Source organism: uncultured Parvibaculum sp., from assembly GCF_963975745.1.
Taxonomy (GTDB): Bacteria; Pseudomonadota; Alphaproteobacteria; order Parvibaculales; family Parvibaculaceae; genus Parvibaculum.
The window spans coordinates 18,352-35,527 of the sequence record NZ_CAXBIB010000022.1 but is presented as its reverse complement, the minus strand read 5'-3'; the positions used below and the strand labels follow the sequence as shown (position 1 = coordinate 35,527).

The following is a 17,176-nucleotide window of genomic DNA, read 5'->3' as shown; positions in this document are numbered from 1 at the left end:
GACTCGCGGGTTCATGCTGCGTGACGACGGCTAGACGGAACGACGAACGAAGACGGTGCCGCAGAGATAATCATGCAGGCAGCGGCGGCGTGTATTGAAGAGCGGTACCAGCAGGACCAGGACCGTGCCGACGGTCACCGTGACATAGAAGAGCAGGGTCTGCAGCGCGCCCTGCAGATAGCCGGGACGGCGGCCGTCCCAGGTGCGCAGTTCGATGCCCTGCCAGCGCATGCCCGGCGTCGCCGAATGACGGCTGCCCAGGCTCAGCGTGAAATAGGCCAGCGCGATCAGCGGCGTCAGCGCAGCGCCCGGCCAGAGCAGGCCGAAGGTCAGGATGCCGAGTATGCCGAAAAGGATATTGGCGGCGGCCAACAGGACCAGGATCACCAGAAGATCGGCCAGAAAGGCCATGCAGCGGGCCGCGATGATGCCGTCAAAAGCACCGGCCGGCCAGCGCGCTTCTTCGGCGGCAGGGAAAGGGACGCGCGCTATCTGATTGTTTTCGCTCATTCTTCCCCTTGGCGCCGCTTGGCCCGGCCGACGATCCGAGAGGTGAGACTTAAGACCAGAACGGGGCCAAGGCAAGGCCCGGCCACCAAGATGTCAGGGGCTGAAGCCGGGCGGGGTGACCGAGGCCTCGCGCAGCAGCACGATCGAGAGGCGGCGGTTGGCGGCCATGTAGGGGTCTTCGGGGAAGAGCGGGTCGGAATCGGCCTTGCCGACGACCTGGTAGATGCGGTCGCTCGAAAGGCCGGCTTTCTCGACGATGCGGCGCGTCGCGTTGGCACGGTCGGCGGTCAGTTCCCAGTTGCCGTAGCCGGCAGCGGCGCTGACCGGATTGGCGTCGGTATGTCCGGAAATGCTGACGCGGTTGGGTAGCTTGATCAGGATCTTTGCGACTTCCTCGATCAGGGTGCGGGTGCGTTCATAGGGCTCGGCGATGTTGGCGGGGAACATCGAGCGGCCGTCCTGGTCGACGATCTGGATGCGCAGGCCTTCCGGCGTCTCGTCGACGATGACGTTGCGCGAGAGCTGGGCGAGGTCGGGGTTCTCGCGCATGGCCTGGCGGATGCTTTCGGCGGCGCTGCGGAAATTCCTTTCGTCGCGTGCCGATTTCTCCTTCAGCAGACGGTCGACCTGGGCGGCGGCGGCGCGTTCCTCGGCGGTGTCCGGGCTCTTGGGCTGGGCCGGTGTCGAGACAGTCATCACGACTTGCGGCTTGGTGCCGGGCATACGGGCACCGGTCTCGTCGAAAGCGGTGCCGCCCATGATACCGCCGGCGCCACTGGTCGAGCGGCTGACATTGGCGGGGGCGAAATAGTCGGCGAGGCCCTGTTTCTGTTCGGGCGTCGTCATGCTGATCAGCCACATCAGCAGGAAGAAAGCCATCATCGCGGTCACGAAGTCGGCATAGGCGATCTTCCAGGCGCCGCCATGATGGCCATGGACGACCTTCTTGACCTTTTTCAGGATGATGGGCTGTTCGTTCTTCGCGGTCATTGCCGGAACTCCTGCCGGCGTCAGCCGGCGCCGCCGGGGGCCAGCGCCGCGGTCGACTGCTCGACCTCAACGAAGGTGGGACGTACTTCCGACATCAGCGCCTTGCGCGCGAATTCGATCGAGACCGCGGGAGCGTAGCCAGCCATATGAGCGAGCAAGCCGGCCTTCATCGAGAGATAGTATTTCGCTTCGGCCTCGTAGGTGTTGCGCAGCGACTGCGCCATCGGGCCGAAGAAGCCGTAGGCGACGAAGACGCCGAGGAAGGTGCCGACAAGGGCGCCGCCGATCAGGCCGCCCAGTATCTCGGGCGGCTGGTCGATCGAGCCCATTGTCTTGATGACGCCGAGCACCGCGGCGACGATGCCGAGTGCCGGCGTGCCGTCGGCCAGAGCCTGCATGGCCGAGACGATGCGTTCGCGTTCCTGATGATGAGTTTCGAGTTCCTCGTCCATCAGCGATTCGAGCTCATGGGCATTCTCGGTGCCGAGCGTTATCATGCGCAGGTAGTCGCACATGAATTCGACCGAATGCTTGTCGGCGGCGAAGGTCGGAAACTGGGCGAAGATCGAGGACTCGGCGGGGTTTTCGACATGCGCTTCGAGGGCCAGGTTGCCCTTGCTCTTGGCAAGCTTGAAGAGCGTGTATTGCAGGCCGAGAAGTTCGAGAAAGGCCGCCTTGTCGTAGCGCGGGCCCTTCATCAGCGAACCAAGAACACCGCCGGTGGCTTTCAGCACCGAAGGCGGATTTGCAATGAAGTAAGCGCCGAGCGCCGCCCCCAGAATGATGACGGCTTCAAAAGGCTGCCAGAGCACTTCGAGGTGCCCGCCCATTGCGGCGTAGCCACCGAAGACACTCAACAGAACCACCACGATGCCGACAATCAGCCGCATTTGCCCAAGCACTTTCTTGCACGTTAACGCCCCGCAGACCTGCCGGGATGCAGGCCAGCCCCGCCTTGGCGCTCATTCTTGCGGCCGGGGCCTTAACAGCCGGTTTAACCAAAGGGATTTGCGCGGAAATTCGGGCGTTTTGCGGGACCTCACGGTTGCATGCGACGATCGGTATGGCTTAAACCGGGCTTGGGTCCGGCCGCAGGTAACGTTTCGGTGACGAAGGATGCGCCGGCGGACTGAGGAGAAAGCGCGCAATGACTGAGGGCGGGACGACGAAACCGGCGGCGGGGGTCCATGATGCGCGCCGGTTTCGTAGCGCGCTGGGCTGGTTCACGACCGGTGTGGCCGTGGTGACGACCCGCGTTCCCGGCGGCGAAGCGATCGGAATCACCGTCAACTCCTTTTCGTCAGTCTCGCTCGACCCGCCGCTGGTGCTGTGGTGCCTCGACAAGAAGTCGGACACGCTGGCGGCCTTCGAGGCGGCAAGCCATTTCACAGTCAATGTGCTTCGCGAAGACCATCGGGAAATCTCATCGCGACTGTCGCGCAAGGGCGATCACAGCCTTGCCGGGCTCGCTGTGATCGAACGCGAAAACGGATGTCCGGCACTGCTCGAGGCGCTGGCCCATTTCGAGTGCGAGATCGAGGCGCGGCACGATGCCGGCGATCACGTGATCATGATCGGACGCGTACTGGCTTTCGACTGTGCGGAAGATGGTCGGCCGCTGCTCTATCATCGCGGCGGCTACCAGATGCTGCCGCCGCTCTGACAGCGACATTTGCTACGCGGGCTGGTCCTTGCGGTCGCGAGCGTCCAGCTTCGACAGGTTGTCGCGCATGCGCTCCAGGCAGTTCAGCATCGTCAGATAGTCCTTCCGTGCGACGCCTTCGATCGCCGTGCCGTGAATGGCGGCGTAGTGATTTTCGCCGACATGCTTGTTGGCGTGGAGCAGCGGCGTAAGGAAGATACACTTGGCACGACCGTCTGTCGGATGGGTGCGACGCTCAACAAGGCCCATTGCTTCGAGTTCGGCGACATAGATGCCGACGGAGACCTTGTGAATGCTCAGTGCATTGGCCAGTTCGGTCTGGGTCTGGCCGTCACTCCGCAGCAGTTCTATGACCATGCGCGTCTGGTTGCGCGTCAGGCCGGTGCGGCGATCGTAAATCGCCGCCAGAAGCGTCCCGAGATCCTGAATGACGTCGAGAAAGTACTGGGGCGAGAGCGAGGGATCGACTGATGGTTCCCGATCCGGCGCAATATCGATTCTTGCCCGCGACATGACTGGCTGTCCCCTCGATCATCCATGCCGTATCACCGGCCGATACCTGCATATTGAAGGCAGTGCGGCGGCGAAGCCACGGAATTTACACCGAGCCAAAAAAATGATGCCATGCCGCGCTTGATCGCTTGACGGCTTGGCTCGGCGGTGATTTCGTAAATCCAGTTTACTAAAATGCGCCGCGGGGGTCACGCCAATTCGCAGGTGACCGGGACGGCCGCAGCAGGTTGCGTGCCTGTCCAGTCGGGAGGAGTTGAATAATGCCTGAGGATTTGCCCGCAAATGATGCGGCAACGGTCGACGGTAGTGAAGAAGCGCTGACAGGCGCTGCCGAAATCATTGCCGAATCCGGCGGTGCGGAAGCCTGGTATTCACTGGCATCGCTACTCGACAAGGGCGGCCCGATCGTCGCTATTCTGCTGGTGCTTTCCGTTATTTCCGCAGCGGTCATCCTGCTCAAGATATTCCAGTTCTGGTCGGCTGGACTTTCGCGACGCAGCTTTGTCGATCCGGCGGTCGATCGGATCGAGGCCGGCGATGCGGCAGGCGCTTTGGACATCCTGCGCAAGCACAGGACGCCGCTGGCCCGAGCGATGGCCGCTGGCGTCCGCGCCAAGGTGCGGGGCGATTTGCGCGACGAGGATGTGGCGGCCGAGATTGCCCGTGTCGGCGCCATGGAACTCGGTGCGTTGCAGCGCTATCTGCGCTGGCTGGAGGTGATCGGCAATATCTCGCCGCTGCTCGGGCTGCTCGGCACCGTGATCGGCATGATCCAGGCGTTTCAGCGGCTTGAGGAAGCTGGCACACAGGTCGATCCGGCACTGCTGTCCGGCGGCATCTGGGTGGCGCTGCTGACAACCGCGGTTGGTCTCATCGTCGCGCTGCCTGCCATCACCGCGCTCAATCTGCTCGAAGGCAAGATCGATCAGGTCCGGTTGTCGATGCGCGATGCTTCGGCCCGAGTGATTGCAGCGCTGCATGCGCGTCCGAGCGCAGCAAGAGCCGCGAAGTAAGGCGAACGGGGAGCCCACGCTCATGTTCGACGAACCGGTACGCCGACGAAACATGGCCAGCCTGACACCTTTGATCGATGTGGTGTTTCTGCTGCTGATCTTTTTCATGCTGACGACGTCGTTCCTCAAGACGCAGTCGCTGTCCGTGGTGACACCTGCACCGAATGCGGAGGAGTTGCCGACGGACGCGCGCGTCGTCGAAATCTGGCTGATGGGCGACGGGACCTTGCGGGTCGACGGTACCACGGTGGCGCGGGCGGGGCTTGTGGAGGCCGTCAAGGCCGGAATCGGCGGACGCAAGGACATGACCGTGACGATCCTTGCCGAAAGCGGTTCGCGAACGCAGGCTTTCGTCGCCGCCATCGAGGCGGCACGTCGGGCCGGCGCGCGCGATGTCGGCACGGCGCGGGTGGAGAAGATCGCCCCATGATCGAGTTCGACCAGGACCCGCCGCGCCGCCAGTTCGAGACACTGATCCCGCTGATCAATGTCGTGTTTCTGCTGCTGATCTTCTTTCTGCTGGCGGGAACCATGACGCCTGCGGACAATGTGGCGGTAAAGTTGCCGGTCGGAGCTCTTGACGACACGGAGCGCGAGATGCCGGCCATGCTGCTGGTCGAGGCGGATGGCTTCGTCTGGATCGGCGAGCGCCCTATTGATGCGAAGATCGCCGAAGAGCCGCTCAAGGCGTATCTCGCTGACAAGGGGCTGGAGCGCGTTGCCATCAAAGCCGATGCGGAAGCTCCGGCCGAAGCCCTGCTGTTGTTGATGGAAACGCTGCGCAAGGTGGGCGTTCAGCAAGTGACGATCGTGACAGAGAGGGGCCCGTAGCGGTGGCGGCGGTGGCGCAAAATGGCATGGTGGCTGCCATGGAAGGGCGCCGCTTCGAACTCCGGACGTTCATCATCGTGTCGATCGTCCTGCACGTGCTTCTTTTCCTGGCAATGCTTCTGACCATTGGCGGCATATTCGGTGGTCCGGGACCCGGCGGCGGCGATTCCGTGACCTTCCAGCTTTCGGCCGGCGCCGCCAACGACCGATACGCGGCACCTCCGGAACCTGTTGCCGAGCCTGAAATCCCGAAGCCCGAGCCGGTGGCCGTGCCGAAGCCCAAACCCGAGGCGCCACCCCGGCGGTCCGAGGAGACGCCGCCGCCCGAAGAAGAAGTCGAGGAGGCTGAAGATGTCGTCGACGCGGCGCAGGCCGGCGGCGGGGTCGATGCCGGACAGGCACTTGGTGCGGGTGGCGATGCGTCCGAAACCGTGCTCAATCGCCAGGGAGATTCACTGTCAGCTGGGCAGATCCGCTCCCAGGTTGTCGGCAAGACGTTTCATCTCGAGATGGGTCGTCTCGACCAGCAAGGCACCAATCGCCTTTTCAACACCGTGATCAAGCTCAACGCAGACGGGACGACCGATCTGACGCTGACCCAGTATTTCCACCGGATGTATCACTCCCAGGGATCCGGGACGCGCAGCCGCAGCGGGAAGGGGAGATGGTGGATCGAAGGAAACCGCTGGTGCCACAGTTCGCCCGAGATTCAATACGGTACCAGCGACTGCTATGACATGACGCTTGAGGGCAATATCGTCCGACTCTACTTTGCCACGTGCACCGGCAAATCCTCGCAGCTTTGCCGAAGCGGCCGTATCGCCGCCGAAGGCGAAATACGGTAGTGCCTTCAATCCTCGTCGCCGGGACTTTCCGACGGTCTTTGCGCGACGTGGCTTCAACCTGCTAGACAGACCCTATCGCAAATCCGAAGAGGGTCAATTCCATGGGCAAAGTCGCATTTCTCGGGCTGGGGGTCATGGGATACCCGATGGCCGGACATCTCCGGAAGGCCGGACACGATGTCACCGTCTACAACCGGACGGCCGCGAAAGCGACACGCTGGGTCACGGAACATGGCGGCACGAGCGCGACGACGCCGAAGGAAGCCGCCAGCGGAGCCAAAATCGTTTTCGCCTGTGTCGGCAATGATGACGATTTGCGGCAGGTCACGTGCGGAGCTGACGGTGCTTTCGAGGGGATGGTGCGGGGAAGCGCTTTCGTCGATCACACGACCGCGTCGGCGACGATCGCGCGTGAGCTTCATGCTGTTGCCGCCGGGCGGGGCATCGGATTTGTCGATGCGCCGGTCTCGGGCGGACAGGCCGGCGCCGAAAATGGCGCGCTGACCATCATGGCAGGCGGGGAGGAGGCGGTCTTTGCCGAAGTCTCGCCCGTGATCGCCGCCTATGCGCGCATGGCGCGGCTGATGGGACCGGCAGGTGCCGGGCAGTTGACCAAGATGGTCAACCAGATCTGCATTGCGGGGCTCGTCGAAGCCTTGTCCGAAGGTATCCACTTCGCAGGGAAGGCCGGGCTCGATCCGGCGGCCGTCATCGAAGTGATTTCCAAAGGGGCGGCGCAGAGCTGGCAGATGGAGAACCGCTACAAGACCATGATCGATGGCAAGTTCGATCACGGGTTTGCGGTCGATTGGATGCGCAAGGATCTCGCAATCTGTCTCGACGAAGCGCGCCGGAACGGCGCCCATCTGCCGGTGACGGCGACAGTCGATCAGTTCTATTCGGAGGTGCAGGCGATGGGCGGCAATCGCTGGGACACGTCGAGTCTGATCGCGCGCCTGGAGCGGACATGAGCAGCAGCGCACGCGAATTGCGGTTTTCGTCCGTCGCGGACGTTATCGCCCGGCTCGATCCGTCGTATCCGGTGTTCTGTGTTTTTCCTGACATATTGCGCGCGCGTGCCCGGACCTTTGTCGAGCAGTTTCCGGGCACGGTCCTCTATGCGGTCAAATGCAATCCGCATCCCTATGTGCTGAAGGCCCTGTGGGAGGGTGGGATACGGCATTTCGATACAGCGTCCATCTTCGAGATCGCAAAGGTGACCGAGCAGTTGCCCGAGGCGAACTGCTATTTCAATCATCCGGTCAAGGGCCGAGGGGCACTCGAAGCGGCGGCCGATGTCTATGGTCTCAAGGACTATGTTGTCGATGCGGCCAGCGAGCTCGACAAGGTAACGGAGATCGCAGGCACCGACATCACGATCGAAGTCCGGATCGCGACACCGAAAGGAAGCGCCGTCTACGACCTGTCATCGAAGTTCGGCGCCGCGCCCGACGATGCGGTTGCGCTGCTCAAGGAAGCGGCGCGGCGCGGCTGCCGGACGGCACTGGCCTTTCATGTCGGCAGCCAATGTCTCGATCCGGATGCCTATCGGATTGCGATGGAGATGTCGGCTTCGGTTGCCTCGCGTGCCGGCGTCAGGCTTGAATATCTCGATGTCGGCGGCGGGTTCCCGGCGATCTACGAGGCGGGTACGCCGCCCCTTGCAGTCTATTTCGACGTCATTCGTCAAGCGAATGAAAGACTCGGATTCGATGTCCCGCTTTTCGCCGAACCAGGACGGTCGCTGGTGGCCGACGGATGTTCGGTGCTGACACAGGTTCATCTTCGGAAGGGGGACAGCCTCTATATCAATGACGGCATCTATGGCTGTCTTTCGGAAATCCGCGACGGCGATCTCGATCCGCCGGTCCGGGCGATCTCGAAGTCCGGTCCGGTCGGAGGGACCATGCGGCCATTCCGGTTGTTCGGACCGACCTGCGACAGTCTCGATGTCCTGAAGCAACCCTTCGATCTTCCGGATGAAATCGGTGAGGGCGACTGGATCGAGTTCGGTCTGATGGGGGCCTATTCGATCGGGATGCAGACGGGTTTCAATGGTTTCGTCACCGATACGATCGTCCGTATCGACGGCATGCGAGAGGATTTCGAATTTTAACCATTTTTCAATCATCCGTTCACGGATCGTTCCCGAATTAGGGTTGACTTTGATGTTAACGACGATAACATGTCAAATATTGAGACAAACGAAGAACATGGCGACGGGGCGGAGGCATGCGGGCGCGACTTCGCGGACAGAAGACGACCTATCATCACGGCGATCTGAAACGCGGATTAATGGATGCGGCGATCACCCTGATCGACATCCGCGGACGCCAGGCCCTGACATTGCGCGAAGCTGCACGCCGCGCCGGCGTATCGGAGGCCGCGCCCTATCGCCACTTTGTCAATCTCGACGATCTATTGGGGGCCGTTGCGCTTGAAGGCTACGAGATGTTGATCGGCGATCTGGAGACGGCGGCCAGCCCGAAGACCCTGCGCGACGCCTATCTTGCTTTCGCCGAAGATTTTCCGGGACGGTATGAGTTGATGTTCGGGCCGCTGAACGACCGCAAGGCGGCGGCCAAGCGGCGCAAGCTGGTCGAGGAAGTGGCCGACCTGATCGAGGAAGCAGGGGGACTTGCGTCCTTGCACGGCACCGCATCGCTGCGGCTGGCCGGTCTCGGCTAGCGGGTTGCCAGAGACCTTGCCACGTCAAGCGCGAAATAGGTCAAGACGCCATCGGCACCAGCGCGTTTGAAGGCCAACAGACTTTCAAGAATGATGCGATCGCGATCGAACCAGCCGCGCTCGATTGCGCCGGCGATCATCGAATATTCTCCCGATACCTGATAGGCAAAGGTCGGCATTCCGAACTCGGCCTTCACGCGGGAGACGATGTCGAGATAAGGCAATCCCGGCTTCACCATCACCATGTCGGCGCCTTCGGCGATATCGAGCGCCACTTCACGAAGTGCCTCATCGCCGTTGGCGGGGTCCATCTGGTAGGTGCGCTTGTCGCCTTTCAATGCGCCCGAGGAACCGATGGCATCGCGGAAAGGCCCATAGAAGGCCGACGCGTATTTTGCTGCATAGGACATGATCTGCGTGTCGGTGCGTCCGGCCGCTTCAAGCGCCGAGCGAATGGCGCCGACGCGGCCATCCATCATGTCGGACGGCGCAATGATGTCGCAGCCGGCCTCGACCTGGACGAGCGCCTGCTGCACCAGCATTTCCAGCGTTTCATCGTTGAGGATGATGTCGTCCTTCATCAGCCCGTCGTGCCCATGGCTGGTATAGGGATCGAGTGCGACGTCGCAGAGAATGCCGATATTCGGTACCTCGGCCTTGATGGCCCGCGTTGCGCGACAAACGAGATTGTCCGGATCGATCGCGCGCGAACCGGAAGCGTCGCGCTTGTCCTGTGCGGTATAGGGAAAGAGCGCGACGACTGGAATGCCCAGCGTAGCCGCTTCGGTTGCCGCTCGCACCGCCTCGTCAACCGACAGCCGGGCGACTCCCGGCATCGTTGCGACCGGTTCCTTCACGCGCTCGCCGTCGGTCAGAAAGATGGGCCAAAGAAGATCGTTCACCGAAAGCGCATTTTCGGCGATGAGGCGTCGCGACCAGTCGGTCTTGCGGTTGCGCCGCATGCGAATGGCAGGAAAGACGGGTACAGGGCTCTTCGGGTCGGTCATGCGTCACTCATAACGCCAAGGGACGCGTTGCGCAATCTGGTGTTACGCTGCGGCAAGCCGTTGCTTCGTTGACAGGGTTGGAGGGTATGACTATCACCGCTTCGACGCCTTTCGAGGCCGTTCGGGAGGAGCAAATATGCGGTTCGAGCTGACTGAAGAGCAGCAGGCATTTCAGGACGTGGCCCGGCAGTTCGCGGCCGACGAACTCGCCCCCTTTGCCGCCGAATGGGACCGCGATGCGTTCTTTCCTGTCGCGACCTTGCGCAAGGCAGCGGCCTTGGGGTTCGCCGGGATCTATGTGCGCGAGGATGTCGGCGGTTCGGCCCTGACGCGGCTCGATGCCGCGCTGATTTTCGAGGCCCTCTCTGAAGGCTGTACGTCTACGGCCGCTTTCCTTTCGATCCACAACATGGCGTCGTGGATGATCGATACGTTCGGCACAGACGCACAACGGCAGCACTGGCTGCCGCGACTGACACCGATGGAACTGATTGCCAGCTATTGCCTCACCGAGCCGTCATCGGGTTCGGATGCCGCGTCGCTGAAGACGAAGGCGGTGCGTGATGGCGAGCATTATGTCCTGAACGGGTCCAAGGCATTCATTTCCGGGGCCGGCACGTCCGATATCTATGTCTGCATGGTGCGTACCGGCGACGCGGGGCCGAAGGGCGTTTCCTGTCTTGTCGTCGAGAAGGGGATGCCGGGTCTGTCGTTCGGTGCAACCGAACGGAAAATGGGCTGGAACAGTCAGCCGACGGCGCAGGTCATATTCGAGGATGTACGCGTGCCGATCGCCAACCGGATCGGCGGCGAAGGGGAAGGCTTCAAGATCGCCATGATGGGGCTTGATGGCGGACGCCTCAATATCGGCGCCTGCTCGCTTGGGACGGCGCGGGCCGCGCTTTCGCGCGCGAAGGCCTATCTCGGCGAGCGCGAACAGTTCGGCAAGAAGCTGTCGCAGTTCCAGGCATTGCAGTTCAAACTTGCCGACATGGCGACCGAACTCGAGGCCGCACGACTGATGATCATGCAGGCGGCGACCAAAGTGGATGCCAAAACGCCGGACGCAACGATGCATGCAGCGATGGCCAAGCGCTTTGCAACCGATGTCGGCTTCAATGTCGTCAATGAAGCGCTGCAGATTCACGGCGGCTATGGCTATCTGAAGGATTTTCCGCTTGAGAGGCATCTGCGCGACGTGCGCGTGCATCAGATTCTCGAGGGGACCAACGAGATCATGCGCGTCATCATTGCGCGCGAGCTCTTGAAGGACTGAGGCATGGGCGAGGAATCCGAAGTCCTGTTCGAACGGCGCGGCGTTGCCGGTATCATCACGCTGAACAGGCCCAGAGCGCTCAACGCGCTGACACTCGGCATGGTGCGGGCCATTCACCCGCAATTGATTGCCTGGGCCGACGATCCCAAAATTCATTGTGTCGTTATCGAATCTGCCGGCGAGAAGGCGTTCTGCGCCGGGGGCGACATCCGGGCGCTGTATGACTGGGGGCAGGCGGGCGATCCGGCCGCCCTCGATTTCTGGCGCGAGGAATACAGGCTCAACTGCTATATCAAGCGCTACAAGAAGCCCTATATCGCCCTGATGGACGGGATCAACATGGGCGGTGGTGTCGGTGTTTCGGTTCATGGTTCGCATCGCGTCGCGACCGAGAACCTGACGTTTGCCATGCCCGAAACCGGCATCGGCCTCTTTCCCGATGTCGGCGGCACGTATTTTCTGCCGCGCTGTCCGGGCGCGACCGGGATGTATCTCGGACTGACCGGTACGCGATTGAAGGCGGCCGATGCGATCTATGCCGGCATTGCGGATGCCTATGTGCCGTCGGTGCGGCTTGATGTGCTGAAAGACCGCCTTGCCGGCGGAACCGATCCGCGGGTCGCGCTCCGGGAGGTTGCCGAGGAAGAGGGGGCGCCGCCGCTGGCGCCGATGCAGGATGAAATCGGCGCACATTTTTCGAGAGACTCCGTCGCGGAAATTCTTGCCTCGCTGCGGGCCGAAGGCAGCGCCTGGGCAATGAAGACCGCCGACACGATCGAGAGCAAATCGCCGACGAGCACACTGATTGCTTTCCGGCAGATCCGTGCGGGTGCGGATCTCGATTTCGAGGATTGCATGAAGCTCGAGTTCCGGCTGATTTCGCGCTTCGTTGCAGGCCATGACTTCTATGAGGGCGTGCGCGCGGTGGTGATCGACAAGGATCAGAGTCCGAATTGGCGCCCGGCGCATCTCGCCGACATGAAGCCGAGCGAAGTCGATCATTATTTCGCGCCGCTGGGCGCCGACGAATTGACGCTGCCTTGAGAGGCATTGAAGGAGGACGCGATGGCGACGATCGGTTTTATCGGGCTCGGGAATATGGGCGGTCCGATGGCACGGAACCTCGTCAAGGCCGGACATCAGCTCAAGGCGTTCGACCTCAGCGAGAAAGCGGTGGCCGGGCTGGTCGAGGCCGGCGCGATGCGGGCGGCGACTGCGCGCGATGCGGCGCGGGGCGTCGAATTCGTCGTGACGATGCTCCCCGCTGGAGACCATGTTCGCTCGGTCTATCTCGGCGAGGGCGGGCTGATTGCGGCCGCCGACAAGGGCACGCTTTTCATCGATTCCTCGACCATCGATGTGCCGTCGGCGCGTGAGACGATTGCAGCGGCCGAAGCGGCCGGCATGGACATGGTCGACGCGCCTGTATCGGGCGGCGTCGGGGGTGCCGAGGCGGGGACGCTGACCTTCATGGTGGGCGGGACGCCAGATGCTTTCGCCCGGGCCAGGCCGCTTCTCGAGAAGATGGGCAAGAATATCTTTCACGCCGGTGCAGCCGGTAACGGGCAGGTGGCCAAGGTCTGCAACAACATGATCCTCGGTATTTCGATGATCGGCGTGTCGGAAGCCTTTGTGCTGGGCGAGAAGCTCGGGCTTGATGCGCAAACCCTGTTCGACATTTCGTCGACGGCTTCGGGCCAGTGCTGGTCGATGACGTCCTATTGCCCGGTCCCCGGACCGGTGCCGACATCGCCGGCCAATCGCGGTTATGCGCCGGGGTTCACGGCTGCAATGATGCTGAAGGATCTGAGACTGGCGCAGGATGCATCGAGGACGGCGCGGACGCCGACGCCGCTCGGCGCGCAGGCCGCGCAGCTCTATGCGCTAATGGAAGCAGCGGGTGAGGAAAACCTCGATTTTTCAGGCGTGATCAAGCTGATCCGCGGTGAAATATAACCTTAATCATATTTCTTCCGGGCGCGCACGCGTCCCGGCCGGTTTAAGCCCCCGTTAGGATCGTGGCGAATATGGTGGGTCAGGGCGCGCCAGAAGGTGTTGCTCTGATGCTGTTTCGCGCGAGTTCAAGGGCCAAACCCATGGGTATGACCAACATCAAGACGACCGACGCCACTGTGAATCAGGAAGATTCAGGTCGGAAAGCCGCCTATCTCGAGGCGCTCACCTATGTCGAGCGCCTGCACCGCCGGCTTCTCGATGTGATCAAGGACGAACTCGACCGCATTCACGTCTCCGAGATCAACAGCGTGCAGGCGCTGCTGCTGTTCAATATCGGCGATGCCGAGATGACCGCCGGCGAACTCAGGACGCGGGGTCACTATCTCGGCTCCAATGTTTCCTACAATCTCAAGAAGCTTGTCGAAGCCGGCTATATTCATCATCAGCGTTCGCGCTCGGACCGGCGATCGGTTCGCGTCAAGCTGACCGACAAGGGCAGGGCCATCTGCGCGGCTATCGACGATGTCTACAAGAAGCATTGTGCGATGATCGTCGATGTCGGCGACATCACGCCCGAGGAGCTGCGGCAGGTCAACGCGACGCTGTTCAAGCTCGAACGCTTCTGGACAGATCAGATCCGCTATCGTCTCTGAATTTTCCTGTCTGTGCCGGCCTTATTCCGGTTGCCGCTTCCGTTTCGGCGGCAGCGGGATGAAGCCGCTCGTGCGCGCCACGTAATCGTCATAGCCAGGGCGGGTCTTGCGGAGGCCACGTTCCAGCAGGGCCTTGCCAGAGACGCTGATCAAGAACCAGGTCATCAGCGCCGGGCCAAGCGCCGTCCACCAGAGCGCCGGTGCGGCGAAGGCGATGATGAACAGGCCCCACCAGACCAGCGCGTCACCAAAATAGTTGGGATGGCGCGTCCACGCCCACAAACCCCGGTCCATTACCTTGCCCTTATTGGCGGGGTCCGCCTTGAAGACCATCAGCTGGGCGTCGCCGATACTTTCGAAGGCGAGGCCTGTCAGCACGATCAGCGCGCCGACAAGGTCGAGCAGCGTCAGATGGGCAGGCGCCTGTGCCATGATGCCGAATTGCACCGGCAACGAGACAATCAACATGACAGCGGCCTGGAGGCCAAAAACGATGTAAAGGCTCTGCCACCAGAATCCGGGGCCGCGTCTGGCGCGCATGGCTGCGTAGCGGCGATCTTCATGTGCTTCGCCGTACCAGCGGATGAACAGATAGAGCCCGAGGCGCAAGCCCCAGAGCATCGTCAGGCCGGCGATGAGCGCGGCGCGTGCGCCGTAGCCGGGATTTGTCGCCCAGGTGACGAGTGCAATGACCGCAAAGCCGAGACCCCAGAACACATCAACGATGCCGGCATCGCGCAGGGCAAGGCTGATCGCCCAGACGGCCACCATCAAGGCCAGAATGACCCCGATGTTGAGCATGAAAGTTGCAATTTCGTCACTCATCGTCATGAGACTGGCCGATTCCGGGCCGATCGGCCACAAATCTTGAGGTTTGCTGCTACATAATCTGCAAAGAGTCCGAAAAGCCGGACATCAGTTCTGATCACTGTCCCAGAATGGTAAGGCTGGGACATGAGCTTTCCAGCCCCAAGGAGGGCAAAGCGTCTTGGTTCGCGCTCTGGTCGAGATATCTGTTCGATTTCGGTATGGTCGCCGGCTGCCGGGCTGTCTGCTGGCCGGGGTGCTGGCGATGGCGGCAGGAAGCGACGCAGTGCTGGCCGAAACCACGACGGGCTACGGCGCGGCCGAGACCCATTGGGTCGATCCGTGGCAGGCCAACAGCCAGGTTGCCCCGATGGCCGATCCCGTGACGCGGTCGGCCGCACCTGTGCTCGGCGAAGACCGGCTTTTGCCACTGACCCAGGCCATCGCCATGTATCGTGAGATTGCCGGGTGGGGTGGCTGGGAGCGCGTGCCGGCTGGCGAAAGACTCGAACTCGGTGTTCGCGATGTGCGTGTTGCGGCGGTCCGCAAACGGCTGGTTGCCGAGGGCGACATGTCGGTCTCCGATGGAGACCCCTACCTCTACGATCAATCTGTCCATGAGGGCGTGAAGCGCTACCAGATGCGCAACGGGCTCGAACCGGACGGCATTGTCGGCCGCCGCACGGTGGCGGCCATGAATGTGCCGGTTCACACGCGCATCCGCCAGCTCGAACTCAATCTCCAACGGCTTTCCGAGATCATTCCAAAACTCGAACAGCGCTATGTGTTCGTCAATATCGCCGGTCAGGAAGTGGAGGCCGTCAACAATGGTGTCGTCGAATTCCGCGAGCGGGTGATCGTTGGTACGCAAAGCCGCCAGACGCCGGAGATCACCAGTCAGGTCGCCTCGATCACCTTCAATCCATACTGGTATGTGCCCAAGTCGATCGCGATGGCCGACATGCTGCCGAAGATTCGAGCCAATCCCGATTTCCTGAAACGGCAAGGTATTCGCGTCCTGCAGGGATGGGATGCAAATATCCGCGAGCTCGATCCGCATCAGGTCGACTGGTCAAGCCCGCGCATCAACGAGGCCTACTATTTGCGGCAGGATCCAGGACCGTACAATTCTCTCGGCACGGTCAAGATCAACTTTCCGAACAATCAGGCTATTTTCCTGCACGATACGCCGACCAAGACGTTATTTGGGCGCCAGGAGAGAAACTTCAGTTCAGGTTGTGTGCGCGTCCGGAATGTGCGCGGGCTTGTTACCTGGCTGATGCAGGGCGACGATCGCGAATGGGATGCCGCACGCGTCGACCGGATGATCGAATCCCGTCAGTATCGCAATGCCTATCTGACGCAGCAGGTACCTATCTATCTCGTCTATCTGACGGCATGGGTTGCAGATGACGGCTCGGTCAATTTCCGCGACGATGTCTATGCGCGCGACGGCAGCGTCAATACGAGCGCGTTGGACAACTAGTAACAAAGACGCAGGCGGGAACGATGCGGCCAGCGAAATTCCCCTATCTTCAGCATAATGGGCTTCTGGCCTTCGCCCATCGAGGCGGTGCGGGCGCCTGGCCTGAAAACACGATGCCGGCCTTTCAGGGCGCTGTCGATCTCGGCTATCGCTATATCGAAACGGATGTTCATGCGACGCGGGACGGCGTGTTGCTCGCCTTTCACGACGATCAACTGGACCGTGTGACCGACCGGACCGGCGTGATCGCCGAGATGGACTATGCCGATGTGAAGTCGGCACGGGTCGACGGCCGAGAACCGATTCCGTTGATGGCGGAACTGCTGACGGCCTGGCCAGATATTCGAATCAATATCGACCCGAAACGCGACAATGCAGCCGAACCTCTGATCCGGCTTCTGAGGGAGGCGAAGGCGGTCGACCGAGTCTGCGTCAACTCCTTCTCGGGCCGGCGGACGGCAGCGATCCGGGAAGCGTTGGGCCCGGGCCTTTGCACCGGCATGGGGCCCATGTCGACCGCGCGGTTGCGATTCTCCAGTTGGAGCGGTCCGCTCGGCTCTCTCTGGGGCGGGTTCGGCGAGGGTTGCGCGCAGTTGCCGGTGCGGCAGCACGGAATCAGGCTGGTCGACCGGGCGCTGGTCGATCGGGCCCATGAGCTTGACCTGCAGGTGCATGTCTGGACGATCGACGATCCGTCCGAAATGCGGCGGCTGATCGATCTTGGTGTCGACGGGCTGATGACCGACGAACCTGCCATTCTGAAAGCGGTTCTCATGGAGCTTGGGCTCTGGAGCGCGTAGACCGCAGCTGTCAACATCATGTATTTTCTGCGACAATTCGCGTCTGGCCGGGCTGCGACAGGGTCCTAAGGTGTGCTAAACATGGGTTGCCGGTTCTCCAGCGGGGACGGCCCGGGTGAGGATACGGTCGATGAGCTT

General features: G+C 61.9%; 20 protein-coding genes. 14 read left to right on the top strand and 6 right to left on the bottom strand.

Going from position 1 to position 17,176, the window contains the following annotated elements; translation table 11 throughout:
- Positions 1–30 precede the first annotated feature (30 nt).
- From AAC071_RS15065 to motA, 3 genes are all read right to left on the bottom strand, one after another.
- Positions 31–510 (bottom strand): RDD family protein, encoded by a 480-nt coding sequence (locus AAC071_RS15065; protein ID WP_339834090.1) that lies wholly within the window; start codon positions 508–510, stop codon positions 31–33.
- A 93-nt stretch (positions 511–603) separates the two neighbouring features.
- Positions 604–1,500 (bottom strand): flagellar motor protein MotB, encoded by an 897-nt coding sequence (locus AAC071_RS15060; RefSeq protein ID WP_339834087.1) that lies wholly within the window; start codon positions 1,498–1,500, stop codon positions 604–606.
- Positions 1,501–1,520: 20 nt separating this feature from the next.
- Positions 1,521–2,390 carry a flagellar motor stator protein MotA gene (gene motA / locus AAC071_RS15055; protein WP_339834084.1) on the bottom strand — a complete coding sequence of 290 codons (870 nt, stop codon included), beginning with the start codon at positions 2,388–2,390 and terminating at the stop codon, positions 1,521–1,523.
- 257 nt (positions 2,391–2,647) lie between these two features.
- On the opposite strand from motA, the gene AAC071_RS15050 reads away from it, so the two are divergent.
- The gene (locus AAC071_RS15050; RefSeq protein ID WP_339834081.1) at positions 2,648–3,163 is read left to right on the top strand and encodes a flavin reductase family protein; all 516 of its coding nucleotides are present in this window, start codon (positions 2,648–2,650) and stop codon (positions 3,161–3,163) included.
- 12 nt (positions 3,164–3,175) lie between these two features.
- On the opposite strand, the gene AAC071_RS15045 is transcribed toward AAC071_RS15050, so the two are convergent.
- Complete coding sequence (locus tag AAC071_RS15045) at positions 3,176–3,676, bottom strand: MarR family transcriptional regulator (protein ID WP_339834078.1); 501 nt, start codon at positions 3,674–3,676, stop codon at positions 3,176–3,178.
- Between the two features lie 260 nt (positions 3,677–3,936).
- Here AAC071_RS15045 and AAC071_RS15040 point away from each other — a divergent pair, with 260 nt between their 5' ends.
- The 7 genes from AAC071_RS15040 (at position 3,937) to AAC071_RS15010 (ending at position 9,053) form a co-directional block, all read left to right on the top strand.
- On the top strand, positions 3,937–4,689 hold the full coding sequence (locus tag AAC071_RS15040; RefSeq protein ID WP_339834075.1) for a MotA/TolQ/ExbB proton channel family protein: 753 nt from the start codon (positions 3,937–3,939) through the stop codon (positions 4,687–4,689).
- Positions 4,690–4,711: 22 nt separating this feature from the next.
- Complete coding sequence (locus tag AAC071_RS15035; protein ID WP_339834072.1) at positions 4,712–5,119, top strand: biopolymer transporter ExbD; 408 nt, start codon at positions 4,712–4,714, stop codon at positions 5,117–5,119.
- The gene (locus tag AAC071_RS15030; RefSeq protein ID WP_339834069.1) at positions 5,116–5,520 is read left to right on the top strand and encodes a biopolymer transporter ExbD; all 405 of its coding nucleotides are present in this window, start codon (positions 5,116–5,118) and stop codon (positions 5,518–5,520) included. The genes AAC071_RS15035 and AAC071_RS15030 overlap by 4 nt, the downstream gene beginning before the upstream one ends.
- Positions 5,521–5,546: 26 nt before the next feature.
- The gene (locus AAC071_RS15025) at positions 5,547–6,365 is read left to right on the top strand and encodes a hypothetical protein (RefSeq protein WP_339834066.1); all 819 of its coding nucleotides are present in this window, start codon (positions 5,547–5,549) and stop codon (positions 6,363–6,365) included.
- Positions 6,366–6,466: 101 nt separating this feature from the next.
- Positions 6,467–7,336, top strand: a complete 870-nt coding sequence (locus AAC071_RS15020; RefSeq protein WP_339834063.1) for an NAD(P)-dependent oxidoreductase — start codon at positions 6,467–6,469, stop codon at positions 7,334–7,336.
- A complete protein-coding gene (locus AAC071_RS15015; protein ID WP_339834061.1) occupies positions 7,333–8,481 on the top strand; it encodes a type III PLP-dependent enzyme in 1,149 nt (382 codons plus the stop codon). The genes AAC071_RS15020 and AAC071_RS15015 overlap by 4 nt, the downstream gene beginning before the upstream one ends.
- Positions 8,482–8,597: 116 nt before the next feature.
- Complete coding sequence (locus AAC071_RS15010) at positions 8,598–9,053, top strand: helix-turn-helix domain-containing protein (RefSeq protein WP_339834058.1); 456 nt, start codon at positions 8,598–8,600, stop codon at positions 9,051–9,053.
- On the opposite strand, the gene hemB is transcribed toward AAC071_RS15010, so the two are convergent.
- Complete coding sequence (gene hemB, locus AAC071_RS15005; protein ID WP_339834055.1) at positions 9,050–10,060, bottom strand: porphobilinogen synthase; 1,011 nt, start codon at positions 10,058–10,060, stop codon at positions 9,050–9,052. The genes AAC071_RS15010 and hemB overlap by 4 nt on opposite strands.
- A 136-nt stretch (positions 10,061–10,196) precedes the next feature.
- Between hemB and AAC071_RS15000 the strand changes: the two genes are divergently transcribed.
- From AAC071_RS15000 to AAC071_RS14985, 4 genes are all read left to right on the top strand, one after another.
- The gene (locus AAC071_RS15000) at positions 10,197–11,336 is read left to right on the top strand and encodes an isobutyryl-CoA dehydrogenase (protein ID WP_339834053.1); all 1,140 of its coding nucleotides are present in this window, start codon (positions 10,197–10,199) and stop codon (positions 11,334–11,336) included.
- A 3-nt stretch (positions 11,337–11,339) separates the two neighbouring features.
- Complete coding sequence (locus AAC071_RS14995) at positions 11,340–12,380, top strand: enoyl-CoA hydratase/isomerase family protein (RefSeq protein WP_339834050.1); 1,041 nt, start codon at positions 11,340–11,342, stop codon at positions 12,378–12,380.
- A gap of 21 nt (positions 12,381–12,401) precedes the next feature.
- Entirely contained in the window at positions 12,402–13,292 is an 891-nt protein-coding gene (gene mmsB, locus AAC071_RS14990) for a 3-hydroxyisobutyrate dehydrogenase (protein WP_339834048.1), read from the top strand.
- A gap of 140 nt (positions 13,293–13,432) precedes the next feature.
- Positions 13,433–13,945 (top strand): MarR family winged helix-turn-helix transcriptional regulator, encoded by a 513-nt coding sequence (locus tag AAC071_RS14985; protein ID WP_339834046.1) that lies wholly within the window; start codon positions 13,433–13,435, stop codon positions 13,943–13,945.
- A gap of 21 nt (positions 13,946–13,966) precedes the next feature.
- Here the strand turns inward: AAC071_RS14985 and AAC071_RS14980 are convergent, their stop codons facing one another.
- Positions 13,967–14,776, bottom strand: a complete 810-nt coding sequence (locus AAC071_RS14980) for a DUF1295 domain-containing protein (protein ID WP_339834044.1) — start codon at positions 14,774–14,776, stop codon at positions 13,967–13,969.
- A gap of 157 nt (positions 14,777–14,933) precedes the next feature.
- On the opposite strand from AAC071_RS14980, the gene AAC071_RS14975 reads away from it, so the two are divergent.
- Together AAC071_RS14975 and AAC071_RS14970 are read left to right on the top strand one after the other, a co-directional pair.
- On the top strand, positions 14,934–16,238 hold the full coding sequence (locus tag AAC071_RS14975; RefSeq protein WP_339834042.1) for a L,D-transpeptidase family protein: 1,305 nt from the start codon (positions 14,934–14,936) through the stop codon (positions 16,236–16,238).
- A gap of 23 nt (positions 16,239–16,261) precedes the next feature.
- Positions 16,262–17,038 carry a glycerophosphodiester phosphodiesterase gene (locus tag AAC071_RS14970; RefSeq protein ID WP_339834041.1) on the top strand — a complete coding sequence of 259 codons (777 nt, stop codon included), beginning with the start codon at positions 16,262–16,264 and terminating at the stop codon, positions 17,036–17,038.
- The last annotated feature ends 138 nt before the right edge of the window (positions 17,039–17,176 follow it).

Bases quoted from the DNA above. Each gene is read 5' to 3' on its own strand.
- AAC071_RS15065 (WP_339834090.1), bottom strand. From the start codon at position 510: ATGAGCGAAAACAATCAGATAGCGCGCGTCCCTTTCCCTGCCGCCGAA.
- AAC071_RS15060 (WP_339834087.1), bottom strand. From the start codon at position 1,500: ATGACCGCGAAGAACGAACAGCCCATCATCCTGAAAAAGGTCAAGAAG.
- motA (WP_339834084.1), bottom strand. From the start codon at position 2,390: ATGCGGCTGATTGTCGGCATCGTGGTGGTTCTGTTGAGTGTCTTCGGT.
- AAC071_RS15050 (WP_339834081.1), top strand. From the start codon at position 2,648: ATGACTGAGGGCGGGACGACGAAACCGGCGGCGGGGGTCCATGATGCG.
- AAC071_RS15045 (WP_339834078.1), bottom strand. From the start codon at position 3,676: ATGTCGCGGGCAAGAATCGATATTGCGCCGGATCGGGAACCATCAGTC.
- AAC071_RS15040 (WP_339834075.1), top strand. From the start codon at position 3,937: ATGCCTGAGGATTTGCCCGCAAATGATGCGGCAACGGTCGACGGTAGT.
- AAC071_RS15035 (WP_339834072.1), top strand. From the start codon at position 4,712: ATGTTCGACGAACCGGTACGCCGACGAAACATGGCCAGCCTGACACCT.
- AAC071_RS15030 (WP_339834069.1), top strand. From the start codon at position 5,116: ATGATCGAGTTCGACCAGGACCCGCCGCGCCGCCAGTTCGAGACACTG.
- AAC071_RS15025 (WP_339834066.1), top strand. From the start codon at position 5,547: ATGGTGGCTGCCATGGAAGGGCGCCGCTTCGAACTCCGGACGTTCATC.
- AAC071_RS15020 (WP_339834063.1), top strand. From the start codon at position 6,467: ATGGGCAAAGTCGCATTTCTCGGGCTGGGGGTCATGGGATACCCGATG.
- AAC071_RS15015 (WP_339834061.1), top strand. From the start codon at position 7,333: ATGAGCAGCAGCGCACGCGAATTGCGGTTTTCGTCCGTCGCGGACGTT.
- AAC071_RS15010 (WP_339834058.1), top strand. From the start codon at position 8,598: ATGCGGGCGCGACTTCGCGGACAGAAGACGACCTATCATCACGGCGAT.
- hemB (WP_339834055.1), bottom strand. From the start codon at position 10,060: ATGACCGACCCGAAGAGCCCTGTACCCGTCTTTCCTGCCATTCGCATG.
- AAC071_RS15000 (WP_339834053.1), top strand. From the start codon at position 10,197: ATGCGGTTCGAGCTGACTGAAGAGCAGCAGGCATTTCAGGACGTGGCC.
- AAC071_RS14995 (WP_339834050.1), top strand. From the start codon at position 11,340: ATGGGCGAGGAATCCGAAGTCCTGTTCGAACGGCGCGGCGTTGCCGGT.
- mmsB (WP_339834048.1), top strand. From the start codon at position 12,402: ATGGCGACGATCGGTTTTATCGGGCTCGGGAATATGGGCGGTCCGATG.
- AAC071_RS14985 (WP_339834046.1), top strand. From the start codon at position 13,433: ATGGGTATGACCAACATCAAGACGACCGACGCCACTGTGAATCAGGAA.
- AAC071_RS14980 (WP_339834044.1), bottom strand. From the start codon at position 14,776: ATGACGATGAGTGACGAAATTGCAACTTTCATGCTCAACATCGGGGTC.
- AAC071_RS14970 (WP_339834041.1), top strand. From the start codon at position 16,262: ATGCGGCCAGCGAAATTCCCCTATCTTCAGCATAATGGGCTTCTGGCC.